Raw genomic sequence first — 18,588 nt, forward strand, 5'->3', positions numbered from 1 at the left:
CCATGCAGCTTTCCGTCAATGGTGCTGATGTCTTCGTTGCCACCGGCGGCCGTCCGTTCGATCCGTCGCTGCCTGCAGTCGTGATGCTGCACGGCGCGGGGTTCGATCATTCGACCTGGGCACTGCACAGCCGATGGTTCGCGCATCACGGCTATTCCGTGCTGGCGCCGGACTTGCCGGCGCACGGCCGCTCTTCGGGTGCGCCGCTTCCGACCATCGCCGACATGGCCGACTGGACCGCCGCGCTGCTCAATGCCGCCGAAGCGCCGAAGGCAAAGCTGGTCGGGCATTCGATGGGGTCGCTGATCGCGCTCGAGACCTCCGCGCGGCATCCCGACAAGGTCTCCGGCCTCAGCCTCATCGGCACCGCCGCCACGATGACGGTGGGGCCCGATCTACTCAAGGCCGCGGAGGTCAACAATCCCGATGCCATCGACATGGTCTCGATCTGGGGCCTCGGATTCAAGGCCGAGCTCGGCGGCAGCCTCGCGCCGGGACTGTGGATGCATCAGGGCGCCCAGCGCGTGCTGCAGCAGACGCGGCCGGGCGTGCTGTACAACGATCTCAACGCCTGCAACTCCTATCAAGGCGCACTCGCCGCAGCCGCGCAGGTGAAGGTGCCCGCGACCTTCATTCTCGGTGAGCGCGATATGATGACGCCTGCGAAGGCCGGCAAGACGCTCGCAGCAGCGACGCCGAATTCGCGTACCGTTGTCGTGCCAGGCGCCGGCCATATGATCATGGCCGAGGCGCCGGACGAGTTGCTGGCGGCGCTGCGGTAGTAGGTCACGCTCGTCATTGCCGGGCTTGACCCGGCAATCCATCCCAAGAAGAGACTCTTGCGAAGATTGCTGGATGCGCGGGTCAAGCCCGCGCATGACGAACATTGCTACCGCGCCGGCTTCCTCTCGACCGGATGAATATCGATCGCGCGCAACCTTCCCATGCGCAGCACGTCCATCGACAGCGTTCGCCCGATGCGGTCGCGGTCGAGGGCGCAGATCAGGTCGTCTACGCCGTTGATCTCGACGCTGTCGAGCCTGATCACGACGTCGCCCGGCAATAGTCCTGCCTTCGCGGCCGGACTGTCCGGCTCGACCTGCGCCAGCAGCGCGCCCATCTTGTTGTCGATGCCGGCGACCACCGCGTGCCGACGCGGGATCGGAGCGGTCTGGCCGGCGACACCGATATAGGCGCGGCGGACATAGCCGTGGCGGATGATTTCCGACAGCACGAACTGCGCCGTGTTGCTGGCGACCGCAAAGCAGATGCCCTGCGCGCCGCTGATGATCGCGGTGTTGATGCCGATCACTTCAGCCGACGACGACACCAGCGGGCCGCCGGAATTGCCGGGATTGAGCGCGGCATCGGTCTGGATCACGTCCTCGATGGTCCGCCCGCTCACCGAGCGGATCGAGCGACCGAGCGCCGACACCACGCCGGCCGTCACGGTCGATTCGAATCCGAGCGGGTTGCCGATCGCGACCACGAGCTGGCCGCGGCGCAGGCTCTTGGAATTGCCGAGCGAGGCATAACGCAGATCGCGCGCGCCATCGGCCCGCAACAGCGCAAGGTCAGTGTCCGGGTCGACGCCGAGCACATGGGCGTCGGTGACAAACCCTTCGTTGTCCCGCAGCCTGATCTCTTTCGACGATCCGACCACATGGCTGTTGGTCAGCACCAGGCCGTCCGGCGAGATGACGATCCCGGAGCCGAGCCCGCCGCGTTCGCGCGCGTTGCGCACTTTCGGTCCGGTTTCGACGCGAACCACAGCCGGCCCGACGCGTTCGGTCACGCCGATGACGGCGTTGGAATAGGCGTCGAGCAGAGCCTGGTCGTTTGCAGGAGTGGATTCGGGCGCAGGCGACAGGTCGTCGCCGGCATTGTCTGAGGTAAAATCCAGCATGGCGAATGTCCTTCGGTTCCCTCAAATGGTGGCCGGGAACCGCTCGCGCAAGTGCTGCTAGCGCGCATGCCGCAGCGTCGAAGGCCGGGCCTTGACAGGATCGAGCAGCGACCAGTCGCCCTGCTCCAGCGCGTAGCCTTTCGGGAACGGCGCGCGAAGCTCCAGCCCGAGCGACCGCAGCACGCGGTCGTCGCGGTAGTAGCATTGCAGGACCACGCGAACGAGCGTCGCCGCAGCAGCGCCGCCGGTGGCGCGGAACTCAATTGCGACTGCGTCTCGCCGCGCGGAATCGAGTTCGGCCAGCGGTTGGCCTGCGAGGCGTGCGAGATGATCGAGCGCCTGCGTGACCAGCGCAGTATCGCGGCCGAGCGTCGCCAGCATGTCGGCCTGGATCGCGGGATCGTCTGCGCCGGGCACCTTGTATTCGTCGCTGGCGGGAATGATCATCGCAGCGACGGTGCGGAGATCGTCGCGTTGGGCTGAGGTCAGTTCATTTGCTGCGGACATGGCGGTCTCAATCGAAGAGGTTGGCAAGGCGTTGTTTCATCTGGTCGGCGACGTAGAGCGCGATCGCCTGGATGGTCGAGGTCGGATTCACGCCGCCTGAGGTGACGAACACGCTGCCATCAACGATGAAGAGATTCTTCACGTCATGCGAGCGGCCCCATTCGTTGACCACGGAGCGCGCAGGATCAGTACCCATCCGCGCGGTGCCGAGCAGATGCCAGCCGCCCCACGGGATCGGATCGTTGATGCAGATGTCGGTCGCGCCAGCGGTTTCCAGAATCTCCCGGCCGCGCGCCAGTCCATGCTCCATCATCTTCCGGCTGTTTTCGCTGATCGTATAATCGATCTTCGGCGCGGGAATGCCGTGGCTGTCCTTCAGCACGGGATCGAGCGTGACGCGGTTATGCTCCTCGGGCAGGTCCTCGCAGATCGCGGAGACCGCAAGCCGATGGCCGTTGAGCTTGCGGAACACGCGGTGATGATCCGCCCCCCATGGCAAGATGCCCTTCTGCTCGCTCGCGACGGCTTCGAACACGGGTCCTGCACCGCGGCCGAACTGGATGCCGTAGCCGCGGACGAAGCCGCGCGAGAGATCAGTATCGTAGAACTCCTTGCTCCAGAGGCAGGTCGGCGGCGCCCGGTTGCTGTCGGTCGGCTCCTTCACGAAGCCGTAGATCTGCGCATAGGGATGGAACATCAGGTTCTTGCCGACCAGGCCGGATGAATTGGCGAGCCCATTTGGGAAGCGGCCGGAGACCGAATTCAAGAGCAGCCGCGGCGTACCGACGCCGTTGCAGGCGATGATGACGACTTCGGCAGGCTGAAACTGCTCGACGCCATCCTTGTCATAGTAGACGACGCCCGAGGCCATGCCGTCCTTGTTGGTCAGGATCTCGCGCACGCGGCAATGGGTTTTGAGCTCGACGCCGGCGCGGATCGCGTGCGGCCAATAGGTGATGTCGGTCGAAGCTTTCGCACCTTGCGCGCAGGCCGGCGTGCAATGGCCGAGATTGATGCAGCGCGCCCTGCCCTCGTAATCCATCGTCGCGACCGTGGTGTCCGACGGCCACCAGTGCCAGCCGAGCTTGTTCATGGCCTTGCCGATCAGCGGGCCGGAAAGCCCGAGCGGCTGCGGCGGCATCGGCGGGTGCGTCAGCGGCGACAGCGGATCGCCCGACAGGCCCGAGACGCCCATGATCCGGTCGTTCTCTTCGAAGAACGGAGTGAGCGCGTCGTAGTCGATCGGCCAATCATCGGCGACGCCGTCGAGCGTCTTCACCTTGAAGTCGGAGGGATGCAGCCGCGGCCAATGCGCGGTGTACATCACCGTCGAGCCGCCGACGCCGTTGAAGTTCACCACCTTGATCGGCGAGTTGTCGTCGTTAACAGGATAGTCCTCGGGCCGGCCGCGAATGTTCGGGCTGGTCGACCAGTCGCCATAAAACTTCGCCTCCCAGTCGCGGCCCGTGCTCGGATATTCCGACGGGTTCATCCAGCCGCCCTGGTCGAGGCAGAGGATATGCATCTTGGTATCGGCCAGGCTCCACGCCACCGCCGCGCCGGATGCGCCGGCGCCGATGATCAGGACGTCAACGGGATCGTGCTTCATTCTTGTTCCTTGGAGGCTCTTCTTTCACTGCTCCCACCGTCATTGCCTGCGACAAACGCGAAGCGTTTGCGCAAGGGAGCGAAGCGACGAAGCAATCCATTCTTTCTTTGGCGCGGCAAAGATGGATTGCTTCGCTACGCTCGCAATGACGGCGGATGGCTCGCGGATATAGCGGAAAGCTCGAGTGGAGCGGTCTGAGGCCCCTTGCCAATCTTCCCTCCCCTGTTGAGCTCGCCGCTTGACGGGCGATCTGCCCCGTGACGATAGGATCAGATGCGGTCGCGAGTAAAGCCGACCGGGGCCGGCCAACGGCAAAGCTGCAACCCTGCCACGCGTCCATGCGGGGTTTGTCCACCGGCGCGAGAGCGGATAGCCTTCAGGCAATCCTTGAGCCAATCCTTGAGCCAATTGGGACCAACCACAAACGCGGGAGCGACGCCGATTCCGGAATTCGACGCCATCATCATCGGCGCGGGCATGTCGGGCCTGTACCAGCTCTACCGGCTGCGCGAACAGGGTTTTCGCGTGCGCGTATTCGAGGCCGGCACCGATGTCGGTGGCACCTGGTACTGGAACCGCTATCCCGGCGCGCGCTTCGATTCCGAAAGCTATTCCTACGGCTATTCGTTCTCCAAGGAGTTGCTGCAGGAATGGGAATGGTCGGAGCATTTTGCCGGCCAGCCGGAGACGCTGCGCTATCTCAATCATGTCGCTGACAAATTCGACCTGCGCCGCGATATCCAGTTTCGCGCCCGCGTGACGGCGGCGGTTTACGAGGAAGAGACGCAAAGTTGGACCATCACGCTCGAAGACGGCAGCCGCTTCGACACGCGTTTCCTGATTACCGCGATCGGGCCCCTCTCGACCCCTACGCTGCCGCGGATCGAGGGACGCGACGATTTCAAGGGCGCGTCGTTTCACACCGCGCGATGGCCGAAGGAGCCCGTCGATTTCACCGGCAAGCGCGTCGCCGTGATCGGCACCGGCGCGACCGGCGTGCAGACCATCCAGACGATTGCGGGACAGGTCGGCCATCTCACCGTGTTCCAGCGCACGCCGAACTGGTGCGCGCCGCTGCACAACGGCAAGATCGATGCTGAGACGCAAGTGAAGATCAAGGCGGGCTATCCCCAGATGTTTGCCCGCTGCCAGGAGACCTTTGCCTGCTTCCTGCACACGCCGGACCCGCGCGGCGCGTTCGAGGTTTCGGACGAAGAGCGCGAGGCGTTTTATGAAAAGCTCTATGGCGAGCGCGGCTTCGGCATCTGGCAGGGCAACTTCCGCGACATACTGATCGACCGCAAGGCGAATGCGACGATCTCCGATTTTGTCGCGCGCAAGATCCGGCAGCGGGTGAAGAATCAGGCCGTGGCGGAGAAGCTGATTCCAAGGAATCACGGGTTTGGTACCCGCCGGCTGCCGCTCGAGACCTTCTATTACGAGGTCTACAACCAGGACAATGTCGAACTGGTCGACATCACGGAAACGCCGATCGAGTGGATTACGCCCAAGGGAATCAAAACCAGCGACCGGGAATACGCGTTCGACATCATCATCTACGCGACCGGTTTCGACGCCATCACCGGCAGCTTCGACAAGATCGATTTTCGCGGGGTTGGCGGCGCGCGGCTGAAGGATAAATGGAAAAGCGGACCGGAGACCTATCTCGGCATCATGGTCCATGAATTTCCGAACATGCTGATGCTGATGGGGCCGCACACCGCGCTCGGCAATATTCCGCGCAGCATCGAATACAGCGTCGATTGGGTCACGGGTCTCGTTCGTTTCGCGATGGAAAGGAAGCTGACGCGGCTGGAGGCAACGCCGGAAGGTGTTGCCTCCTGGACCGATCATGTGAAAGCGCTCGGCGTCGGGCTGTTGTCCAACGAGGTCAATTCCTGGATGACCGGCATCAATTCCAACGTCGAAGGCAAGCAGACCCGCATCGTCGCCCGCTACAGCGGCAGCGCACCGGCGTATCGCGCAAGGTGCGACGAGGTGGCAGCGAAGGGGTATGAGGAATTGAGGTTTGGGTAGTTCTCTCCTGTCGTCGCCCGGCTTGACCGGGCGACCCAGTACGCCGCGGCTTATCGGTTCGATCATTGGCGTCTCTGGAATACTGGGTAGCCCGGTCAAGCCGGGCGATGACAGCCGAGTGTGAGTCGTAGGGTGGGCCCCCTCCGTCATTGCGAGCGAAGCGAAGCAATCCATCTTTCCGCGCGCGAGGCGATAATGGATTGCTTCGCTGCGCTCGCAATGACGTGGAGAGAGCGACGCTGCTGTAGGGTGGGCAAAGGCGCCCTTTCGCCGTGCCCACCGTCTATCCGCGACGATCCCCGTGAATGGTGGGCACGCTTCGCTTTGCCCACCCTACGACCTTTGGCTACCGCCTTCCGCTACCACGCGTCGATGCACGGCCGCTTCTTCGTCGTGCGGGCTTCCGGCTTCGGCACCGATCGCAAGCCCGCCATGATCCACTGCCGCGTGTCCGCGGGGTCGATCACTTCGTCGATCTCCAGTACCGAGGCGATCGAGACCGCCTTGCCGTTGGCGTAGAGTTCGGCAACCTTGGCCTGGTAGTAGTCCTCGCGCTCGTCCGGGTCCTCGATTGCTTCCATCTCCTTGCGGAAGCCGAGCCGCACATAGCCTTCCAGGCCCATGCCGCCGAATTCGCCGGTCGGCCAGGCCACCGTGAAGAAGGAGGCGTGGAAGCCGCCGCCGATCATGGATTGCGCCCCTAAGCCGTAGCCCTTGCGCAGGACGATGCCGAACAGCGGCACGGTGAGGCTGGCGCCGGTCACGAACATCCGCGCGACATGGCGCACGATCGCGGTCTTCTCGGCTTCGGGACCGACCATGAAGCCCGGCGTATCGCACAGCGACAGGATCGGAATGTCGAAGGCATCGCAGAGCTGCATGAAGCGCGCGGCCTTGTCGCCGGCCGGCGCGTCGATCGCGCCCCCGAGGTGCTTTGGATTGTTGGCGATCAGGCCGAACGGCTTTCCCTCGATACGGATGAAGGCGGTGATCATGCCGACGCCAAAGTCGCTGCGGATTTCCAGCACCGAGCCTTCGTCCGCGAGAAGATCGATGACGTTGCGGATGTCGTAGACGCGAAGGCGGTTTTCCGGGATCGCCCGCCGCAACAGGCGTTGGTCGGGCGCCTTCCAGTCGGCCACCGCGCCCTGGAAGTACGACAGATATTTTTGCGCAGCGGCGGTCGCTTCGGCCTCGTCCTCGACCAGGATGTCGATGACACCGTTCGGCGACTGGAACGACACCGGCCCCACTTCGGCCGGATGGTAGACGCCGAGGCCGCCGCCTTCGATCATCGCGGGGCCGCCCATGCCGATCGAGGCGTTCTTTGTCGCGATGATGACATCGCAGCAGCCGAGCATCGCGGCGTTGCCGGCGAAGCAATAGCCGGACACGACGCCGATGACCGGCACCAGGCCGGAGAGCTTTGCGAATTGCACGAAGGACGGCCCGTCGAGGCCGGTCATGCCGAGCCGGTCGGTATCGCCGGGACGCCCGCCGCCACCTTCGGCATAGAACACCAGCGGCAACCGCCATTGCTCAGTCAGACTCAGCATGCGGTCGATCTTCTTGTGGTTCATGTGGCCCTGGGTGCCGGCCAGCACGGTGTAGTCGTAGGAAATCACCATGCAGCGGGCGGCATCCGCGCCGAACTTGTCTGCATTCACGGTGGCGACACCGGAGATCAGGCCGTCGGCCGGCGTATTGCGGATGAGATCGTCGACCGTGCGGCGGCGGCGCTGGGCGGCGATAGCGAGCGAGCCGTATTCGACAAAGGATCCCTCATCGACGAGCTGGGCGATGTTCTCGCGCGCCGTGCGCTGGTTGGTCTTGCGGCGGCGCTCGACTGATCCGGGGCGGTTTTCATCCAGCGTGATGGCGTGGCGCTCGATCAGTTCAGCCAGATCGGGACGGATATGATCGAGATCGAAATCCTCCTCCTCGGCGAGGTCGTGGGCGTCGATCTCGGCAGGCTCGAGATAAAGGATCGCCTCGTCCTGCATCAGCGTCACGCCGGCCTCAGCCGCGACCCTCGTCACCCGGCCGCCATGCGGCGCGGTGACCAGATGCTCCATCTTCATGGATTCCAGTACGGCGATCTGCTGGCCGGGGCGGACGAGATCTCCCTCCTCGACATCGATGGCAACAATCGTGCCCTGCAACGGCGCCGGGACCGCGACCGAGCCGTCCGGCCCGGTTGCCGATGCCGCGACCGCAAGGGCGAGCGTCTCGTCATCGGCGGCGTTGCCGGTTTCGATCAGCGCCGTCTCGGCGGTCGCCTTGGCTTCGCCAACGAGATCAGCGACATGGGCCTCGATGAAGCCGGTGCTGACACGGTTCTCGATAAAATCCGGATGCGCCAAAATCGCCGCCAGGAAGGGAATGTTGGTCGCGACGCCGCCGACCCGGAACTCACGCAGGGTGCGCGAGGCCTTGTGCACCACATCGGTCCAGTTACCGCCCGGCGAGTGCACGATGACCTTGGCGAGCAGCGAGTCGAAGGCGGTGCTGGTGCGGTAGCCAGAGTAACCGAACGTATCGACGCGAACGCCGGGGCCGGACGGCAGGTCGAACAGCGCCAGCGTTCCGCCGGTTGGCTTTGTCCCGCCGGTCTCGTCCATCACCTCCATGTTGACGCGCAGCTGCATCGCATAGCCGCGCGGTTTTGGGATATAGGCCTGCGCCAGACCGAGCGAACCCAGCGTGGCGCCGGCCGCGACCGCGAGCTGCGACTGCACGAGATCGAGGCCGAGCACCTCCTCGGTGACGGTATGCTCGACCTGGAGCCGCGGGTTGGCCTCGATGAAGGCGAACGCCTGGTCGCTTGCCTTGTCGTTTATCTTGACGTCGTTATCGACGAGGAATTCGAAGGTGCCGAGGTTGTCGTAGTTGGCGGCGGCCGCGAGTTCCTTGGCGGCATCGATGATGCGCCCGCGCAAGGCCTCGTTCAGCGACGGGCTCGGCGCGACCTCGATGAGCTTCTGGTTGCGGCGCTGGATGGTGCATTCGCGCTCCCACAAATGGCTGATCGCGCCGTAGCGGTCGCAGATGATCTGCACCTCGATGTGGCGGGCGTTGCGGATCAGGCGCTCGACATAGACGCCGTCGCTGCCGAAGGCGGCCATGCTCTCGGACTGGCAGCGCGCATAGGCCTCCTCCAGCTTGTCGGCGTCGTCGACGATGCGCATGCCGCGGCCCCCGCCGCCGGCGATCGCCTTGATCATGATGGCGCCGCCGGCGCCCAAGGATTCAAGGAAGGCCCTTGCCTCTTCCAGGCTGGTCGGCCCGCTGGTGCCCTCGATGACGGGCACGCCGCATTGCTTGGCCAGCGCCTTGGCCTGCGCCTTGTCGCCGAACAGGTCGAGCGCCTCCGGCGACGGTCCGACAAAGACGATGCTTTCCTCGATGCAGCGCCGCGCGAACGTGGCATTCTCGCTGAGGAAACCATAGCCGGGATGCACGGCGTCGCATCCGGTCGTCTTGGCGGCCGATATCACGGCCTCGATGTCGAGATAGGCCCGCGCGCCGCGCCCGGGGATTTCGCAGGCCGCGTCGGCGACGCGGACATGCAGCGATTGCGCATCGTCGGCGGAATGGATCGCGACGGTGGCAAGGCCTGCGTCACCCGCCGCGCGGGCAATGCGGATGGCGATCTCGCCGCGGTTGGCGATCAGCAATTTATGGAAGGACATGAACGGTTCCGGTCAGAGCGAAATGATGCGGCGATCGGCTCACCTCGCCCCGCTTGCTTCCCGTACCCCAATCAGCAGCGCGATGCGGCCCGCCGGCAGCTTCTTGTTACTGAACATGAAACCTTTGCCGAGATTCTGCGCAAGTGGAATTTCGTTCCGCGTTACGGAATTCGCACAGCAAACTGAAGCGCTTAGCGGTCTACCGGCAGTCGAGCCGGGCTTCGAACCAGTTCTGCAGCGACGCCGAGAGCGGCGGCCAGGCCCGCTGGAAGGGCATGAGTTGCCTTGCGTTGGCGCGGTAGATTCCGCGCAACTCGTGCTCGATTGCTGGAAGATCGACACCGGTGCAACGGCCTTCGTTGACGATCAGCCGGCCATCCACGACCACATCGCGCAACAGCGACGCATTGCCGCGTGCGAACAGAAGATCGATGGGGTCAATCGGCATGATCTGGTCGCGATCGAGCCGATCGAGATCGATGGTGACGAAATCGGCTGGCGCGCCTGACATGAGCGCTCCCGTTCCAGGCGCACCCGTCGCCTTCCGGCCGTTGGCGATCGCGAGCGCGAGGAATTCGGAAGTGGTCCACGTGCGCTCGAAGCCGAGGCCGCCGTGCATCATCTGCACCAGCCGCATCTCGCGCAGCACGTCGTCATCCTCGTCGAGCGCCAGCCCATCGACGCCGACCGCGATGGCGCAGCCGCATTTGTGCGCGGCGGCGATCGGCGCGAGGCCGGAGCGCAAATGAAGATTGGAGGAGAAATTGGTGACGATGCGTGCGCCGGATGCGGCGATCATCTCGATTTCATCGGGGCGGGCATGGATGCAATGCGCCAATGTCAGCCGCTCCGACAGAAAGCCGATGTCGCGGAGGTAGCGGACGATGCCACCAGGAAAATGCTGGTCCGCCCAGGCGCGCTGATAGATGGTCTCCAAAAGATGCATGTGGATGCGCCGGCCGGTCTGCGCGGAGTTTTCCGCGACCGCCTCCAGCAACGGTTTTGAGCACCATTGCACGCCCGCCGGACCAAGCTGCACATCGACCTTGGGACCGGCGATGGCGGCGGCAATCGCATCCGTCAGCTCGATGTAGGCCTTGGGCGACATCGGCGCGCGGACGAACATCTGTTCGATCGTGCTGCGATCTTCTTTGGACAGCCCAGAGAGAACCGGTTCCTCATCGCCATACACCACCGGATTCTGGTCGCGGACGGCCAACGCAAAGGCGATGCGGATACCGACGTCGGAAGCCGCGCGCGCGATGGCGCTGGCTTCTTCGACCAGCGGCATGGTGCCGCTCGGGCGGGTGTAATGGATCATCATCGCCGCGCAGCCGGCGCGCGCCGAACGCGCCAGCGCGGAAGCTGCGGTCAGGTACGGGTCCACCGGCGTGCCGAGCGCGGAGCGCAGGATCCAGCTTTCCAGGGGCATGCCGAGCGCGCCGAACGAGGATGCGGTCGGGCGCGCGTGGTCGTGGGCGTTGACGAAGGCCGGAAGCACGAGGCAGCGCGGGCTTGTGGCGGGAGGCGCTGTCTCGGAGATGGAGGTGATGGTTCCGCCATCGTACCGCAGCACGACGCTTTCGAGCAGGCCGCGGTCAGCGCCGGAGAACAGGCTGTGTGCGGAAATATCTGTAGCCACGACATGCCCTCCCCGTCATTGCGAGCGCAGCGAAGCAATCCATCGCGCCGCAGAAAGGAAGAATGGATTGCTTCGTCGCTTCGCTCCTCGCAATGACGAGGAAGCGCTAGTTCGCTGTATACACCAGTTCCCGCTCCGCGCGCGGCGGCAAAAATTCGCGCGAGAAGATTTCCGCGGGCGTCGGCGCGCGGGTGAGCTGGTAGCCTTCGACGATGATGCCGATGGCGCGGGCCATGCGGTCATCCTTGACGTCGCCGACGCCGATCTCCTTCATCTCGGGCGAGACGATCAGCTTGTCGAAGGAATATTGCAGGCGGCGCTTTTCGACCTCGACATTGATCAGATTATCGTAGTTCACCGCGGCTTTCATTCCGGCATTCTGATCCTTGGCGATCGCGATCATGCCCTTGTTGACGGCACGGACGAGGGCCGCAACGGCCTTCGGATTGGACGCCAAAAGCTTGCGCGAGACCATCACGCCATTGGAATAGAGATCGAGCCCGTAGTCGCCGAACTGGAACCATTTGTAGTCCTTGTCGGGATCCTGGCGGTTCAGCACGAGGTTGAAGTAGCTCGTGATGTTGAACACCAGCGCGGCGTCGATATCGCCCTTGATCAACATCGGCTCCTGCAGATTGGGCGCCATGTTGGAGATCTTGATCTTCTCGCCCTCGAGCTTGTTCTTTTGCGCAAACACCGGCAGCAGCCGCGTGGTCGGCGTGCCCTGCGCGCCGCCGAGCGTATGGCCCTCGAAATCCTTGATGGTGTTGATGCCGCTGGTCTTCTTGGTGACGATCGCAAACGGCGGCTGGTTCCAGATCATGTAGACCATGACTGGCGCGTCCTGCGGCTTGGTCGAGGCGTTCTGGATGATGGCGTTGACGTCCCCGAAGCCGGCGTCATAGGCGCCCGACATGATGCGCGTGACCGTAGCTCCCGAGCCCTCGCCCTGGTCGATCACGACATTGAGGCCTTCCTCTTTGAAATAGCCGTTGTCCTTGGCATAGAAGAACGCGGCGTCGGACCCTTGCGTCTTCCAGCCAAGGGTGAACTTGATCGTCGTTTCCTGGGCGTTGGCAGCGCCGGCAAACAGGGCGGCTCCCAACAGCGCTGCACTAAGTCTGGCTAACATCGCGATCTCCTCGACTGGGTTGGATGACGGGTGGCGGAATCTTTGCTCATGTCGCGATCACGTCGCTCTTGCGGGTGGCCCAGCCGGTGACGCGCCCCTCGATCACCGAGAAGATCACGTAGAGCGCGACGCCGAGGCCGGCGAGCACGAACAGGCCGGCGAACACCAGCGGCACGTTGAAATTCGAGGACGCGGTCATCATCACGTTGCCGATGCCGCGGTTGGAGGCCACGGTCTCGGACAGCACCGCGCCGACGAAGGCGTAAGAGATCGCGACCTTCAAGGACGCAAAGAAGAACGGCATGGTGCGCGGCAAGCCGACGTTCCAGAGAATGTCGAGCTTGCTGGCGCCGAGCGCCTTCAGCACGTCTTCGAGCTCGGGTTCGGTGGTCGCCAGCCCCGTCGCGATGTTGACCACGATCGGGAAGAAGCAGATCGACAGCGCGGTCAGCACCGCCGGCACCGAGCCGGAACCGAACCACAGCACGAAAATTGGCACTACGGCGACTTTTGGAATGGAGGAGAAACCGACCAGCAGCGGATAGGCGGTGTCATAGGCAGTCTTCGAGACGCCGATGACCGCGCCGAGCACGACACCGAGGCCGACACCGAGCACGAAACCGATCATCGTGGTCGCCAGCGTCTGCAGGATGTGCGGCCAAAGGATCGGGAATTTCTCAAACAGCGTGACGAACACCTGCGACGGGCGCGGCAGCACCAGATCGGACATCCCGGTCATGACGCAGAACAATTCCCAGGCGACGAAGAACAGGACGATCAGTGCCGCCGACCAGGCCTTCTGGCGGTAATCGAAATCGGGCATGGTCAGGCCGCTCCCTGTGCCGACGCCGTGCGGGCGTCGACGATGAACGCGCGCAGCTTCTGATTCAGCGCCACGAAATCCGGCTCGAAGGTCATGGCGACCGTGCGCGGCCTCTCGAAGGTGACGTGGCTGTCGTCGAGGATGCGGCCAGGGCGCGCGCTCATCACGCAGATGCGGCTGCCGAGGAACGCGGCCTCGCGCAGATCGTGGGTCACCAGCAGCACGGTCGGCTTGTGGGCGATCCAGAGATCCTGAAGGATCGACCACAGCTCTTCGCGCGTGAACTGGTCGAGCGCGCCAAAGGGCTCGTCGAGCAGCAGCATGCGCGGCTCATGAATGAGCGCGCGGCACAGATTGGCGCGCTGAAGCATGCCGCCGGAGAGTTGCCAGGGGTAGCGGTTGCCAAATCCCTTGAGGCCGACCTGCTCCAAAAGCGCGTTGGCCTTGTCGCGAAATTCGGTCTTACGGAGTTTTCGGAATTGCGAGCGGAACGGCTCGACGATCTTGAGCGGCAGCATGATGTTCCGCTCGATCGTCATCCAGGGCAGCATGGTCGGGTTCTGAAACGCCATGCCGACGCGCAAGGCGCGCGCCGCCACTTCCCGGCCGCCGACGATCACCACGCCGGTGGATGGCTGCACCAGCCCGCTCACCAGCCGCAGGATGGTGGACTTGCCGCATCCGGACGGCCCGACGAGGGCGACAAACTCGCCATCGGCGATCCGCAGCGTCGTCGTGGAAAGGGCCGGCACCGCGCGGACGCCGCGGCCGAAGGTGACCGAGGCCTCGGAGAGCTCGATGGCGATGGGGGCGGCGGAAGCCGGAACCGGCGAGCCAGAGAATTCGGAATGTGGCTGCATACGCATCATGGCTGGAAGTGCATGCAAGCCGGATGCCAGCGGAACTTGCCTTTGAAATCAAAGGCCTTGCGAATGACCGCCGAAACTGCCGGATTCCTTTTGTGCAATCTGGCCGTCGAACTGCATGCAATTGAGGCGCTCAATCGGTCCACAATTGTGATAAGAGAGCGCCATTCGAAGCACGTCTCAGGGATTCGCCGATGGCGCCTCGCTCCGCCAGCAAGTCAGCCGTACCGTCCGACAAGGTCGGCGTGATCTGCCGCGCGCTTCGCCGCGCCATCATCGAACAGGCGCTTGAGCCCGGCGCGAAACTCCCGGAGGATTCGCTCGGCGAAAGGTTTGGCGTCAGCCGCACCATTGCCCGCCATGCGCTGGGGCAACTGGCGGCGGAAGGCCTCGTCGAGCTTCGCCGCAACCGGATTGCCGTCGTGGCGACGCCGAGCTGGCAGGAAGCGCGCGATGCGTTTGATATCCGGATCGAACTTGAACGCCTCGTCGTGCGCCAGCTGGCCGGCAAGCTGACCAAGAGCCAGGTTGCGGAGCTGAACGCCCATGTCGATGCCGAGGACCGCGCCCGCGACGGTTCGGATGCGGTGTCGATCAGGCTGGCGACGGAATTCCACATCCTGCTCGCCAATATGACGAACAGCCCCATCCTGGTGCGCTACGTCAGCGAGGTCGCCTATCGCTGCTGCCTGACGCTGTCGCTCTACAGCCGCCCGCATTCGTCGGAGTGCGCGATCAACGAGCATCGCGCGATCATCGCAGCACTCGTCAAGGGCGACGAAGCCAAGGTGATGAGCCTGATGCACAGCCATCTGGATTCGGTGGCCAGCCGCGCGCTGGTGGCCCCTGCCCCGCAGCGCGGCCGGGATTTGCTGGATATTCTGGCGCCTTACGCGGAGGAAGGCGACGGTGGCCGCGTAGTGAAATTGCCGAAGGTTGTTAGAGCGCGGTAGGCAGCACCGTCATTGCGAGCGCAGCGAAGCAATCCATCGCGCCGCGCAAAGAAAGAGTGGATTGCTTCGTCGCTTCGCTCCCTTGCACAAACGCTTCGCGTTTGTCGCAGGCAATGACGAAGATAGCACCTCAAGCCTCGATCCCCATCTGCACCAGAATGCGCTCCGCGCTGTCGTTCCAGACGTCCATCTTCACGATCTGGCCGCCCTTCACCACGAAGCGATCGACGTAGCGGTTGCCTTCGAACCGCGTGCCGTCGAGCCATTCGCCATAGAGCGTGCCGATGCTGTAGACGACAGTCTCGTCCGCACCGGGGCAGACGTCGAAGCGGTCCATCTGCTTCTTGACCCAGCGATAGCGCCGCGCGTTGAAGCCGGTCGGCCCGCGCGGATGGTCGAACTCGCGGCCGCCGGTGAAGGTGATGATCGTGCCGGGCTTCATGTAGGCCGCCGCCGCCTCAGGATCCGGGATCATCGACGCGGTGAGATAGGCCTCGACCACCTCGGCATCGGACATTTGCTTAGCAGCGTTCTTGGGCTCGGCTTTGGCGGCAATGGACATGACGACCTCTCCTGACGGCCGGACTCTACAATCCGCCCTCCAAATTGCATGCACATATTTTGAACAATCCGGCCTCAGAACTGCACACAATCTGGAGCTGCCTCGGGAACGCCCTTCCGCTAGGGTGAGGGTTCCTCCAACCCGCTGCGCGATGAACACAAAAACCGCCTTTGATCTGATTTTCCGCAACGCCAGGACCCGGTTTTCGGCCACCCCGGTCGATATCGGCGTTGCCGGCGGACGTACCCTCGCCATCGAACCCCGGCTTGCCTGCGAAGCGGCCGAGATCGACGTCGGTGGCAGGCTCGTGCTGCCCGGTTTTGTCGACACCCATATTCATCTCGACAAGGCCTGCCTGCTCGGCCGCTGCGGGCACGACCATGCCAGCGTGGCTGAGGCCATCGCCGCGGTCGCGGCCATGAAGCGCGATTTCACAATGGAGGACGTGTACGCGCGGGGCGCGCGGGTGATCGAGCGCGCCATCGTGCATGGCACCACGCGGATGCGCACCCATGTGGAAATCGATCCGCGCATCGCGCTGCGCGGCTTTGAGGCGATCAAGGCGCTGAAGCGCGACTATGCCTGGGCGATCGACCTCTCCATCTGCGTGTTTCCGCAGGAAGGCCTGACCAACGATCCCGGCGCCGAAGAGCTGTTGATCGCGGCCCTGCGCGACGGCGGTGAAGCAATCGGCGGCTGTCCCTACATGGACACCGACCCGAACGCGCATCTCGAAAAAGTTTTCGGTCTGGCGCAGGAGTTCGACGTCGATGTCGATCTGCACCTCGACTTCGATCTCGATCCGTCGTGGTGGCATCTCGAAGAGGTCTGCCGACAGACCGAGCGGCGCAACTACCAGGGCCGCGTCGCGATCGGTCATGCGACGAAACTATCCGCCCTGCCGCCGGACCGGCTGAAGGCAGCGACGGCGCGGCTGGCAAAATCCGGTGTCGCCGTGACCGTGCTGCCCGCGACCGATCTCTATCTGATGGGCCGCGACGCCACGCATAGTGCGCCGCGCGGGCTGACGGTGGCGCACAAGCTCGTCGAAAGCGGCGTCGTGTGTTCGGTCGCGACCAACAATGTGCTCAATCCGTTCACCCCGTTCGGCGATGCCTCGCTGCTGCGGATGGCGAATTTCTACGCCAATGTCGCGCATGCCGGGGTCAGCGAATTCGATGCCTGCCTCGATCTCGTCACCGAGCTGCCGGCGCGGCTGATGAATTTGCGGGATTACGGCATCGCACCGGGCAATCCGGCGGACCTGATCATCCTCGACACCGACAGCGGTCTGAACGCGATTGCGGAACTGCCCGACATGCTGATGGGATTCAAGAACGGGCGGCAGGTGTTCGAGCGACGGAAGCCGACGCTGTTTCGTCCGGCGGCTTAGAAAGTCTCCGTCAAGCCCGGCCATGACTAAGAAGCGAGACGATGCTTCGCGTCGTCGCGCGAACCATGCAGGCCATGCTCTGCCTTATGCGCTGCCCTGCAATTGACGGCCCCGCCAATCATTGTTGTTATCGGCCAACGACAACAACAAGCCCGGGCAGGAAATCATGAAAAAGGCCACCACCATAAGAAGCGTCGAAACGCTCGCCTGCGACGCCGGTTGGCGGAACTACCACTTCGTCAAGATCATGACCGATGACGGCATCGTCGGCTGGAGCGAATACGACGAGGGCTTTGGTGCGCCCGGCGTCACCGCGGCGATCGAGCGCCTCGCGGCGCGCGTGGTTGGCAAGAATGCCTTCCAGCACGAGCGGATCTACGCCGAACTGTTTGCCGCGACGCGGCCGGCTGCCGGCGGCGTGGTGGCGCTGGCGTTAGGGGCGATCGAGAACGCGCTGCTCGACGTCAAGGCCAAGGCGCTGGGCGTGCCCTGCTACGAATTGCTCGGCGGCAAGATCCGCGACCGCATCCGCGTCTACTGGTCGCACTGCGCGACCTGGCGCATCAACCATCCCGACTGGTTCAAGCCGGCCATCACCAGCCTCGATGGCGTCAAATCCATCGGCACCGAGGTGCGCGAAAAAGGCTTTACGGCGATGAAGACCAACATCTTCGTCTACACCGACGGCAAGCCTCAGGGCTGGCGGCCCGGTTTCGGCGCGCCGTTCGAGCCGGAGGTCAATGTCGACCGCAAGGTGCTGCGAAACCTCTGCATGCATCTGGAAGCGATCCGCGACGGCGCCGGGCCCGACGTCGACCTGCTGCTCGACCTCAACTTCAATGCCAAGACGGAAGGCTACTTAAAGATACTCCGCGCCATCAAGGATATGGATCTGTTCTGGGTGGAGATCGACACCTTCAACCCGCAGGCGCTCGGCTATATCCGCCGCCAGAGCCCGCACCCGGTGTCATCCTGCGAGACGCTGCTGGCCCTGCGCGAATTCCTGCCCTACTTCAATGAACAGGCAATGGACGTCGCTATCATCGACACGCCCTGGAACGGGGTCTGGCAATCGATGAAGATCGCCGCCGCCGCCGAGCATTTCGAGGTCAACGTCGCCCCGCATAATTTCTACGGTCACCTCTGCACCATGCAGAACGCGCATTTCTCCGCCGCGGTGCCGAATTTGCGCATCATGGAAACCGATATCGACCGCCTGGCGTGGGACCATGAACTGTTCACGCATGTGCCCGAGATCGTCGACGGCCATCTCACCATGCCGGATCGCCCCGGCTGGGGCACCGAACCCAACGAGGAAGGCCTGCGCGCCCATCCGCCGAAGAGCAAGGGCGGGCTGTTGAATTACGGGCAGGCGGGGAAAAAGTAGACGTTCGATCCACCGCACTCAGTCGTCATGCCCGGGCTTGACCCGGGCATCCACGACTTCCTTCTACGTCCGCAAGCAA

Annotated in this window: 14 protein-coding genes; 5 read left to right on the forward strand and 9 right to left on the reverse strand. The window is 63.9% G+C overall.

Features of this window, described 5'->3' with window-relative positions; translation table 11 throughout:
- Positions 1-2: 2 nt before the first annotated feature.
- A complete protein-coding gene (locus tag KIP88_RS01390; RefSeq protein ID WP_214486035.1) occupies positions 3-782 on the forward strand; it encodes an alpha/beta fold hydrolase in 780 nt (259 codons plus the stop codon).
- Between the two features lie 107 nt (positions 783-889).
- Here KIP88_RS01390 and KIP88_RS01395 read toward each other — a convergent pair whose 3' ends face one another.
- The 3 genes from KIP88_RS01395 to KIP88_RS01405 are packed head-to-tail and all read right to left on the reverse strand — an operon-like array spanning position 890 to position 4,022.
- On the reverse strand, positions 890-1,906 hold the full coding sequence (locus KIP88_RS01395) for a S1C family serine protease (protein ID WP_214486036.1): 1,017 nt from the start codon (positions 1,904-1,906) through the stop codon (positions 890-892).
- 57 nt (positions 1,907-1,963) lie between these two features.
- Positions 1,964-2,413: a hypothetical protein gene (locus tag KIP88_RS01400; RefSeq protein ID WP_214486037.1), complete on the reverse strand. Its 450-nt coding sequence runs from the start codon at positions 2,411-2,413 to the stop codon at positions 1,964-1,966.
- A 7-nt stretch (positions 2,414-2,420) separates the two neighbouring features.
- On the reverse strand, positions 2,421-4,022 hold the full coding sequence (locus tag KIP88_RS01405; protein ID WP_214486038.1) for a GMC family oxidoreductase: 1,602 nt from the start codon (positions 4,020-4,022) through the stop codon (positions 2,421-2,423).
- Positions 4,023-4,430: 408 nt separating this feature from the next.
- Here KIP88_RS01405 and KIP88_RS01410 point away from each other — a divergent pair, with 408 nt between their 5' ends.
- Positions 4,431-6,059 carry an NAD(P)/FAD-dependent oxidoreductase gene (locus KIP88_RS01410; RefSeq protein WP_249790451.1) on the forward strand — a complete coding sequence of 543 codons (1,629 nt, stop codon included), beginning with the start codon at positions 4,431-4,433 and terminating at the stop codon, positions 6,057-6,059.
- A gap of 359 nt (positions 6,060-6,418) precedes the next feature.
- On the opposite strand, the gene KIP88_RS01415 is transcribed toward KIP88_RS01410, so the two are convergent.
- From KIP88_RS01415 to KIP88_RS01435, 5 genes are all read right to left on the reverse strand, one after another.
- The gene (locus KIP88_RS01415) at positions 6,419-9,751 is read right to left on the reverse strand and encodes a carboxyl transferase domain-containing protein (protein ID WP_214486040.1); all 3,333 of its coding nucleotides are present in this window, start codon (positions 9,749-9,751) and stop codon (positions 6,419-6,421) included.
- Between the two features lie 199 nt (positions 9,752-9,950).
- Positions 9,951-11,393 carry an amidohydrolase family protein gene (locus tag KIP88_RS01420; RefSeq protein WP_214486041.1) on the reverse strand — a complete coding sequence of 481 codons (1,443 nt, stop codon included), beginning with the start codon at positions 11,391-11,393 and terminating at the stop codon, positions 9,951-9,953.
- Between the two features lie 106 nt (positions 11,394-11,499).
- On the reverse strand, positions 11,500-12,525 hold the full coding sequence (locus KIP88_RS01425) for an ABC transporter substrate-binding protein (RefSeq protein ID WP_214486042.1): 1,026 nt from the start codon (positions 12,523-12,525) through the stop codon (positions 11,500-11,502).
- 46 nt (positions 12,526-12,571) lie between these two features.
- On the reverse strand, positions 12,572-13,348 hold the full coding sequence (locus KIP88_RS01430) for an ABC transporter permease (RefSeq protein WP_214486043.1): 777 nt from the start codon (positions 13,346-13,348) through the stop codon (positions 12,572-12,574).
- A 2-nt stretch (positions 13,349-13,350) separates the two neighbouring features.
- A complete protein-coding gene (locus KIP88_RS01435) occupies positions 13,351-14,214 on the reverse strand; it encodes an ABC transporter ATP-binding protein (RefSeq protein ID WP_214486618.1) in 864 nt (287 codons plus the stop codon).
- A gap of 194 nt (positions 14,215-14,408) precedes the next feature.
- Here KIP88_RS01435 and KIP88_RS01440 point away from each other — a divergent pair, with 194 nt between their 5' ends.
- Entirely contained in the window at positions 14,409-15,167 is a 759-nt protein-coding gene (locus tag KIP88_RS01440) for a GntR family transcriptional regulator (RefSeq protein ID WP_214486044.1), read from the forward strand.
- A gap of 130 nt (positions 15,168-15,297) precedes the next feature.
- Here the strand turns inward: KIP88_RS01440 and KIP88_RS01445 are convergent, their stop codons facing one another.
- Positions 15,298-15,729 carry a nuclear transport factor 2 family protein gene (locus tag KIP88_RS01445; RefSeq protein WP_214486045.1) on the reverse strand — a complete coding sequence of 144 codons (432 nt, stop codon included), beginning with the start codon at positions 15,727-15,729 and terminating at the stop codon, positions 15,298-15,300.
- A gap of 151 nt (positions 15,730-15,880) precedes the next feature.
- Between KIP88_RS01445 and KIP88_RS01450 the strand changes: the two genes are divergently transcribed.
- Positions 15,881-17,122 (forward strand): amidohydrolase family protein, encoded by a 1,242-nt coding sequence (locus tag KIP88_RS01450; RefSeq protein ID WP_214486046.1) that lies wholly within the window; start codon positions 15,881-15,883, stop codon positions 17,120-17,122.
- A gap of 166 nt (positions 17,123-17,288) precedes the next feature.
- Positions 17,289-18,509, forward strand: coding sequence for a mandelate racemase/muconate lactonizing enzyme family protein (locus KIP88_RS01455; protein WP_214486047.1), 1,221 nt, complete (start codon positions 17,289-17,291; stop codon positions 18,507-18,509).
- The last annotated feature ends 79 nt before the right edge of the window (positions 18,510-18,588 follow it).

Source organism: Bradyrhizobium sp. SRL28 (assembly GCF_018596315.1).
Classification (GTDB): Bacteria; Pseudomonadota; Alphaproteobacteria; order Rhizobiales; family Xanthobacteraceae; genus Bradyrhizobium.